We start from the raw sequence: 8,129 nt of genomic DNA on the forward strand, positions 1-8,129 counted from the left end.
GCATCAGGCCGCTCCCCGCATCCCGGCGTCCGCGCCGCCGACCGCGGCCTCGCTGGCGGCGCCCGGATCCGCCGCGCGAGCCTGCGTCGGCGAGGAGACGACGCCGCAGGACGCGGTCGGGGCGGCGATCCGCGAGGATCCGGGCACGCCCTGAGACCCGCTCTGCTGGCGCAGCTGCCTGCCCGCGAAGAACCCGAGGATCAGCATGAGGACCCCTAAGATCCCGAAGACGATCAGGCGACGGACCTGCGTGGCTCTGAGGCGGGCGATCTCCTCGTCCGTGAGCACCTCCCGCGGCGCCCCCTCCGGCGCGGCCGAGCCCGCGGAGTCGGCCGGTCCCCGTGCGCGCGCGTCCCGCCCGGGGGTCGCCGACCCCACCTCCGAACCGTCGACGCCGGACTGGCTGTGTGTCATGCTCACCAGACTACTAGCATCTCGACCTTCCGCGGGCATCTCGACCTTCCGCGGGATCCACCGCGGTCCCCGCGATCCCGGTAGCATGGGGCCATGCGCTTTGTTCCTCTCGACCCCGATGCGTACGAACGGTTCGCCTCCTCGACGCGCCACCGGATCTTCATCCCCCAGCTTCCCGAATTCGCCCGGGTCAGAGCCCGCCAGGGATATCGCGTCGAATACGTCGGAGTCGTGGAGGGCGCCACCCGCCGGGAGGAGCGAGTCGTCGGGGCGGCGGTGCTCGTCTACCAGCCGTGGAGGCGCTTCCTCCTCAAGGCGCGGCTGACCTACGGCCCGCTGCTCGACTGGGACGACGAAGAGCTCGTCGACTGCTTCTTCGACGGCCTGAAGCGGCACGTGAAGAGGAACCCGAGGGTCGTCTCCATCACCTTCAACCCGCTCGTCCCCCGCGCCTTCTACGAGGACATCCGCCAAGTGGCCGAGAACCCGCAGGCGCGCAAAGTCGCCGACCAGCTCGCCGGGCTCGGGGCGCGCCGCCTGACGAAGGAGTTCTACGAGCGCCCGGACATCCAGATCCGCTACATCTACACGAAGAGCGTCGAGGGGATGAGCTTCGAGGAGGCGACGGCGACGTTGGCCAAGGGCTTGCGGCGACGCTTCCACAACGAGGGCCGCTACGGCGTCACCACTCGGTTCCTCCCCCCCGAGGACTTCGGCGTCTTCGATTCGCTGCACGAGTCGACCGCCGAGCGCACGAACATGCACGAGATCACCAGCGGCGCCCGCGAACTCTACACGGGGCTGATGAGGGAGCTCGGGCCCGAGCGCGCCATCCTGTGCGTCGCCTTCATCTCCCCCTCCCTGTATCTGAGCCAGATCGCCGACGAACGCGAACAGGCACGCGAGAGGATCGCGGCTCTGGAGGGGCGCAAGCAGACCAAGGCCCGCGACCGCGAGCTGGCCGAGCTCGCCGAGCGCCTGACGACCCTCGACTCACAAGAATCCCAGGCCAGGAAGACCGCCGAGGAGCACGGCGAGGACATCCCCTTCAACGCCATCCTGAGCTTCAGGATCGGCGAGGAGCTCATCCTCCTGCTCGGCGGAATGGACAAGCGCTTCGCCGCATACGGCCGCGACTACCCCGTCGAGCGCGCCATGTTCAAATGGGCCTGCGACCATGGACTGTCCGTGTACAACACCTTCGGGATATCGGGGATCTTCGACGAATCCGCCCCCGACGCCCCCGTCCTCGCCTTCAAGCGATGGCTCAACGGGAACGTCGAGGAGTTCATCGGAACCTTCGTCATCCCCGTGCGCCCCCGCCTGGCCAAGGCCGTCGGCGCGCTGGACTAGGCCGAAGGAGCCGGCCCGGAGCTCAGAAGCCGGAGTCGGTGGGCCGGGGATACCAGGCTCGCATGCGGCGCCGCTGGTTGAGGCCGTTGGCCAGCCGGTAGAACGTCCTCCTGACGTTGCGGTCCGCGCCGTAGGCGAGCGGGTTGACCGCTCGCCTCCTGGCCCGGCGGGCTCGGCGGCGCAGTTCGGGATCCCGGATGTAGCGCCTGTTCGCCAGCCCGGCGGGAACGATGCAGAACAGACCTTCGCGGGAATTGGTCTGGTAGACGCCCTCCCGGCCCTCCATGTCGGCGAGCATCGCCGAGGCGAGGTCGACCCCGGCGACCTTCAGGTAGTAGTGCCCCCGCCCGATCCTCGGATTGAGGTCGAGCCACCGGGGCACGCCGTCGCGCGGATCGATCTTGACGTCCATGGAGAAGAAGCCCCGCAGACCGACCGTCGTGACGATGCGCCCGGCCTGCTCGACGAGGTCGGGGGCGTGCTCGGTCAGGACGATTCCCGCGTTTCCCAGGTATTCGGGCTGGTGCAGTCCCAGGAGCACGCGTCCCGACCCGCACGCCGTGACCTCGCCGCGCGAATCGACGTATCCGTTGACGACCCATTGGACGGTGTCGTCGCCGGGGATGAGCTCCTGGACGATGAGCGGCGCCCGCACGCCGCCCCGGCGCCACCGCTCGAAGGTCTCGTAGGCCTGCGGACGGGTGGGGATGGGCAGGACCTTGCGCAGGCCCTGATTCCAGTAGGCCCCCAGGTCGCTCCCCCGTTCGGGCTTGACGACCACGGGGAATCTCACCCCCTTCAGGTCCCGCTTCCATGCGTCGGGGTCTTCCAGGTCGATGCGCGTGCGGGCCGGCGCCGACAGTCCGATGGCCGTGACGATGCCGGCCATGGCCGCCTTCGAATTGGCGGTCTCCACGGCCGCTTGGGACCCGTAGGGCAGGAACCAGTCGCGCTGAAGCCGCGAACGGTTCTTCGCGGCGAACTCGACGGCCTCGTCGGTGTTGACCAGAAGGACGAGCCGTTCGTCCGCATGCTCCCTGGCGATGGAGTCCAGCGTGGCCAGGAAGGCCGACTCGTCCTCGCACGTCCCCTCGGGGACGAGCCGGACGCCCAGGATCCGGGAGTCGTTGATGGGGCCGCGGGCGGCCTCGGCGACCACGAGCGAGCGAACGCCGATCGCCTCGTGGAAGATGCGGGCGAAGCTGTAGGCGGCGATGTCGTATCCGAAGACCACGGGCAGGATCTTCTTGCCGGACGGGGGGACGGGAGTGGCGTTCATGGCTCACTTTCCAATGCCGAATTTGCGAAGGAGGGACCGGGCCGGGCCGATGAGGATGGTCAGCTCCTCCATGTTGAAGGCCTTCATCAGACCGAGGAACATGGCCACGAGGAGGGGGCCGACCACGGCCAGGCGAATGACCGCGCCGGTGAAGCTGATGGGGGCGAAGACCGGGCTGAGGAAGCCGAGGAAGAGCCAGCACGTGCACACGGTCACGGCCGAGATCCCCATGAGGAGGACGTGGACGCGCAGCAGGCGGGCCTCCTCCATGCCGCCCATCCGCCCCGACAGCTTCCAGATCATGGCGAACATGGACAGGGTGTTCGTGATCGACATGACCATGCCCACTCCGACGACGGTCCACTGGGGCGGGAGCGTCGAGCACGCGGCGAAGCCGAGCAGGCCGAGCACCTGGAAGGGGAGGTTGATCCAGAACGCGCCGCGCGTGTCCTCGAAGGCGTAGTAGACGCGGTCGAGGGCGGTGACGGCGCCGATGCCGACCAGGCCGAGCGACATGGCGATGACCACCCGGGCGAGGGTCACCGTCTCCTGGGGCCGCACGGTGAAGGCCAGGACGCGGGCGATGGGGACGGCGAGGGCGACGAGCCCGGTGGAGCAGATGAACGTCAGGGTGGAGATCGTCCTGATCGTCTTGGACGTGTCGCGCCGCATCTTCGCCAGGTCGCCGTCGGCCGCGGCGCGCGCCAGGCGCGTGAACATGGCGGTCGCGATGGACACGACCACGAGGGACGTGGGGATCGAGTAGATCGTGTAGGCGTTCGTGTAGGTGGCCCCTCCCGCCACGTCCGCCAGCTCGACGCCCGAGGACTGCGCGCGGCTCGTGGCGCCCACGGAGATGCGGTTGACGACCGCCGTCGGGATGATGCCCGTGAGCATCATGAGGAGCATCCACCACGAGGCCTTGCCCGCCTCGCCCAGGCCCGCGCCGCGCCACTGGAAGTCGGGCCGGTAGCGGATGCCGACGCTGTGCATCGGCCAGACGAGGATGGCGGCCTGGGCGACGATTCCGAGCGTGGAGAACCCGCCGAGCATGGCCACGCGGATCGCCGACCACTGCGAGACGTCCGCCTTGTCGGCCGGCCCGGCCCCGCCGAAGATCGCGAGGATGACGAGCAGGCCGGCCACGGACACGACGTTGTTGAGCACCGGGGCCCACATGTACGGGCCGAAGTTCTCGCGCGCGTTGAGGATCTGCCCGAGGACGGTGTACATGCCGTAGAAGAAGATCTGAGGCAGGCACCAGTAGGCGAAGGCGACGGTCAGCCTGTACCAGCCGTGCGACATCGTCCCGGCGAAGGCCTCCACGACCAGCGGCGAGGCCAGCGTCAGGACGAGGGTCACCCCGCCGAGGAAGACGATCGACAGGGTGATGAGCTTGTTGAGGAAGGCCACGCCCTCGTCCTCGGACTCCTTCGTGGCGCGCACGATCGACGGGACGAGGACGGCGTTGACCAGCCCGCCGACGATGATCATGTAGAGGAGGTTGGGAAGCTTGTTCGCCGTGTCGAAGGCGTTGGCGGCCGGCGAGGACATGCCGATGACGGCGCCGATGAGGATGGGCGATCGCACGAGCCCGAGCACGCGGGAGGCGAGCGTCCCCAGGAACATGACCATCGAGGAGCGCGCCACCGTGGACTTGGACTCGGAGGGCCGGGCGGCCTGCCTGGCGTCCTCCCTGCGGTGCGCGCCGTGCCGTCGCGTCGCCGTGCGCGCGGGTTCGGCGGCGTGCCGCCTGGAGGGCCGGGGGGTGGGCGTCGTATCCAAGTGGCGGCGCCTGCGGGGGATCGGCTCGATCTCGACGGCGGGTATCTGCCCGGTGTAGGCCGCCCGCGCGGCCGTGTGCGCGGCGTACGCGGCCGCCGCCCTCGCAGCCCGCTCGGCGGCGCGACGCCTGGCCTCAGCGGGATCGGGGTTGTCGACGGGAGGAGGGATGGGTCGCAGGGGCACGCTGACCGAATCGGGTCCGTTCCAGAAATGGCGGCCGGCTAGCGGTGGCGGACGATGCGGCATGGACCCATCGTATCCCGGCCCCGCGTCGAAAAGCCCGAAATGCATCACGCTCAGCGCGAGATGTCGGTTTCCGCACGCCCGAAATGCTCAGAGCCAGGGGAAAGGGAGCGTCGGCCTCGGACTTCCGGGCGCTGCCTCTGGGAAGTCCGGGCGCCGACCGTCGAGTGCCCCCAGCAGGACTTGAACCCGCGACCGATGGATTATGAGTCCACTGCTCTAACCGACTGAGCTATAGGGGCGCGCCCGGACAATCGAGCTTGGGCCATTGTAACCGAGCGCGTCCATGGGAATTAAGCCCCGCCTGTTCCGGTCTTTCCGGAATCCCTTGATATGGCGCCGCGCATCCGCGGTCCGCCCGGCTCGCCCCCGGACGATCGGCGTTGGATATCTCACTCCGTTTTGGATTTTCCCCGTCGCTTTGACAAAGTAGCTGAGTCAAGGAACGCACTTTCCAGAGGGGAACGCCCATGTCGGAGCCAACAGCCGTCAAACGGACGAGACACTTCACCCCGGCGGTCTTCTGGCCCTCGGTCGCGCTCATACTCGTCTTCGTCCTCCTGGCGGCCGCCAAACCCGAGGGCACCAACTCCGTGATCGCGAACATCTCCTCGGTGGTCGTCAAGAACGCCGGGTGGTGCTACATCCTCGCGGTGGCGGGATTCGTCGTCTTCGCCCTGGTCGTGGCCGTGTCCCGCAAGGGGGACACCGTGCTCGGGCCGGACGACGCCGAGCCCGAGTACTCGCGCGGATCCTGGTTCGCGATGCTCTTCGCCGCGGGAATGGGCATCGGCCTCGTCTTCTGGGGGGCGGCCGAACCCCTCCAGCACTACAACTTCCCCCGGCCCGGAAGCGGCGTGAAGGCCCCTGGCTCGACTCCGAGCCCCGACGCGGCGCGCGACGCCATGAACACGACCTTCCTCCACTGGGGGCTGCACGCCTGGGCGGTCTACGTCGTCGTCGGACTGGCCATCGCCTACGCCGTGTACCGCAAGGGCATGCCGGTCTCGATGCGGTGGACGCTCAAGCCGATCTTCGGCGACCGCATCAAGGGCCGCGTCGGCGACGTCATCGACATCGTCGCCATCGTCGGCACGATCTTCGGGATCGCCATGTCGCTGGGCTTCGGCGTCAAACAGTTGGCGGGCGGAACGGAGCACCTCACCGGATGGAAGGCGTCGAACGGGATGCTCGTGGGGTTCGTCGTCGTCATCGCCGGCCTGGCGGCCATCTCCGTGGCCACCGGCCTGGACGCGGGGATTAAGTTCCTGTCCAACTTCAACCTCGTCATCGCCGCGATCCTCATGGCCGCCGTGGCGATCCTCGGCCCCACGCTCTTCCTGGCCGACGAATTCGTAGCCGACCTCGGCAACTTCTTCGACAAGATCATCGACATCTCGCTGGAGACCCTGCCGTTCTCCGGGGAGACGGGCTCGAAGTGGCTGTCGGACTGGACGCTGAACTACTGGGGGTGGTGGATAAGCTGGTCGCCCTTCGTCGGGATCTTCATCGCGCGGATCTCCCGCGGCCGGACGGTGCGCGAGTTCATCATCGGCGTGCTCCTCGTCCCCACCCTCGTCACCTTCATCTGGTTCGCCATCTTCGGCGGGAACGGCCTCTACCAGCAGATGTTCGGCCACAAGAACTTCATCGGCCCCGACGGCACGATCAACGCGGACATCGCCCTGTTCCAGACCTTCGACAACATGCCGATGACGGTCTGGCTGTCCGTCCTGGCCATGCTCGTCCTCGTCATCTTCTTCGTCACGTCCTCGGACTCCGGCTCGTACGTCATGTCGATGATGGCCACGGGCGGCAATCCGAACCCGGCGCTGCGGGTCCGGCTCACCTTCGCCGCGCTGTCGGGCGCCATCGCGGCCGTCATGCTCGGGGTGGGCAACTCGGAGCAGGGCATGAAGGCCCTGCAGACCATGGCCATCCTCGTGGCCCTGCCCTTCTCGATCATCATGGTGCTCATGTGCGTCTCCCTGTGGCGCGAGCTGGCCCGAGAACGCACCCTGCGCAAACGGATCGAGAGCGAGGAGTACGCGAAGGCCCTCGCCGAGCACGTGGCCGGCGAGGTCAAGGCCGGCATCTACGAGGAGATCACTCAGCACGGAACCGGAACGCAGGCCAGGCCGATCGAGACGACGGTCGATCTGCGGCGGTTCTTCGAGAGGCTCTCGCATCAGGCCCGACGCCGCCAGAACTCCGCCGAAGCGCCTATCCTCGGGGAGACCGGCGCCGACGCGGCTCAGGCTTCCGAACCCGCGGAGGCAGCCGGAGCAGGCGAGGCCGTGGAGGTCGGAGCCGCCGCGGGCGAGGGCTCCGGGAGCGGACGGGCAGCCGCAGGCGACGACGGAGGCGGCCGGCCCTCCTGAGCGCGCGGCGACGGCCGGCGAACCGTTTCGGCGCGCCTTACCGTTTTCGGGGCTTGCGGATTCGGCCGCCGGTCTGCCCAATCGGCCCGCCGGTCACTGGATCTGCTCCTCGCAGGCCCGGCGCTGAGCCTCCAGCTCCATGAGGCGTGCGAAGAGCTCGCCGTGGGCGGGGTCGTCGGGCGGCGTGCGCTGGAGTTCGGAGTGCAGGTCGCCGATCTGCCGCGTGATCCCCTGCCGGATGAGGGAGACGGCGATTCCCCACACGTAGTGCTCCATGCGATCGGGCCTGGTCTCGGGCAGATCCTCGACCGCGAGCTGGCCGACCGCCCGGGCGACGGCGTCGTCGCCCGCCTCCGCGACGGCGTCCAGGTACCACCGTGCCGACTCCTCGACGGCGCGGTCGTGCTCCCTGCCGTCGGCGACGAGCTGTTCGTAGTGCCTGGCGTAGGCGCTCGCGCCTCCGGCCGCCCGGATGGCGTCGTGGACCCTGCGGTGGATGGGGACGGTGAAGGTCTGGGAGGGCAGGTCGTCCATCTGGGCGGGCAGGGCGTACCACGGAAGTTGGAGGTAGACGTCCAGGGCCAGCCTCTCGACTCGTTCGACCGGGTCCCTCAGGCGCTGCCGCGGCACGAGCGCGGGCGGGCCCGCCGGCCCCTCGACGGCCGGTTCGACCC

5 protein-coding genes, 1 tRNA gene and 1 pseudogene are annotated in these 8,129 nt (G+C 68.9%); 2 read left to right on the plus strand and 5 right to left on the minus strand.

All coding sequences use genetic code 11. The features are described from left to right. Window positions 1-3: 3 nt before the first annotated feature. A complete protein-coding gene (locus tag HMPREF0043_RS07935; protein ID WP_021602500.1) occupies window positions 4-414 on the minus strand; it encodes a hypothetical protein in 411 nt (136 codons plus the stop codon). A gap of 93 nt (window positions 415-507) precedes the next feature. On the opposite strand from HMPREF0043_RS07935, the gene HMPREF0043_RS07940 reads away from it, so the two are divergent. Further along, on the plus strand, window positions 508-1,767 hold the full coding sequence (locus tag HMPREF0043_RS07940) for a lipid II:glycine glycyltransferase FemX (protein ID WP_021602501.1): 1,260 nt from the start codon (window positions 508-510) through the stop codon (window positions 1,765-1,767). A gap of 22 nt (window positions 1,768-1,789) precedes the next feature. Here the strand turns inward: HMPREF0043_RS07940 and HMPREF0043_RS07945 are convergent, their stop codons facing one another. The 3 genes from HMPREF0043_RS07945 to HMPREF0043_RS07955 form a co-directional block, all read right to left on the minus strand. Continuing rightward, window positions 1,790-3,046, minus strand: coding sequence for a carboxylate--amine ligase (locus HMPREF0043_RS07945; protein WP_021602502.1), 1,257 nt, complete (start codon window positions 3,044-3,046; stop codon window positions 1,790-1,792). Window positions 3,047-3,049: 3 nt separating this feature from the next. After that, on the minus strand, window positions 3,050-5,014 hold the full coding sequence (gene murJ / locus HMPREF0043_RS07950; RefSeq protein WP_021602503.1) for a murein biosynthesis integral membrane protein MurJ: 1,965 nt from the start codon (window positions 5,012-5,014) through the stop codon (window positions 3,050-3,052). A 228-nt stretch (window positions 5,015-5,242) separates the two neighbouring features. Next, window positions 5,243-5,316 (minus strand) — tRNA-Ile (locus HMPREF0043_RS07955). 228 nt (window positions 5,317-5,544) lie between these two features. Here HMPREF0043_RS07955 and HMPREF0043_RS07960 point away from each other — a divergent pair. After that, on the plus strand, window positions 5,545-7,455 hold the full coding sequence (locus tag HMPREF0043_RS07960) for a BCCT family transporter (protein WP_021602504.1): 1,911 nt from the start codon (window positions 5,545-5,547) through the stop codon (window positions 7,453-7,455). A 93-nt stretch (window positions 7,456-7,548) separates the two neighbouring features. Here HMPREF0043_RS07960 and HMPREF0043_RS07965 read toward each other — a convergent pair. Then, window positions 7,549-8,129: pseudogene (locus HMPREF0043_RS07965) on the minus strand (DNA primase); the annotation flags it as partial.

It is taken from the genome of Actinobaculum sp. oral taxon 183 str. F0552, assembly GCF_000466165.1.
In the GTDB taxonomy this organism is placed as follows: domain Bacteria; phylum Actinomycetota; class Actinomycetes; order Actinomycetales; family Actinomycetaceae; genus Peptidiphaga.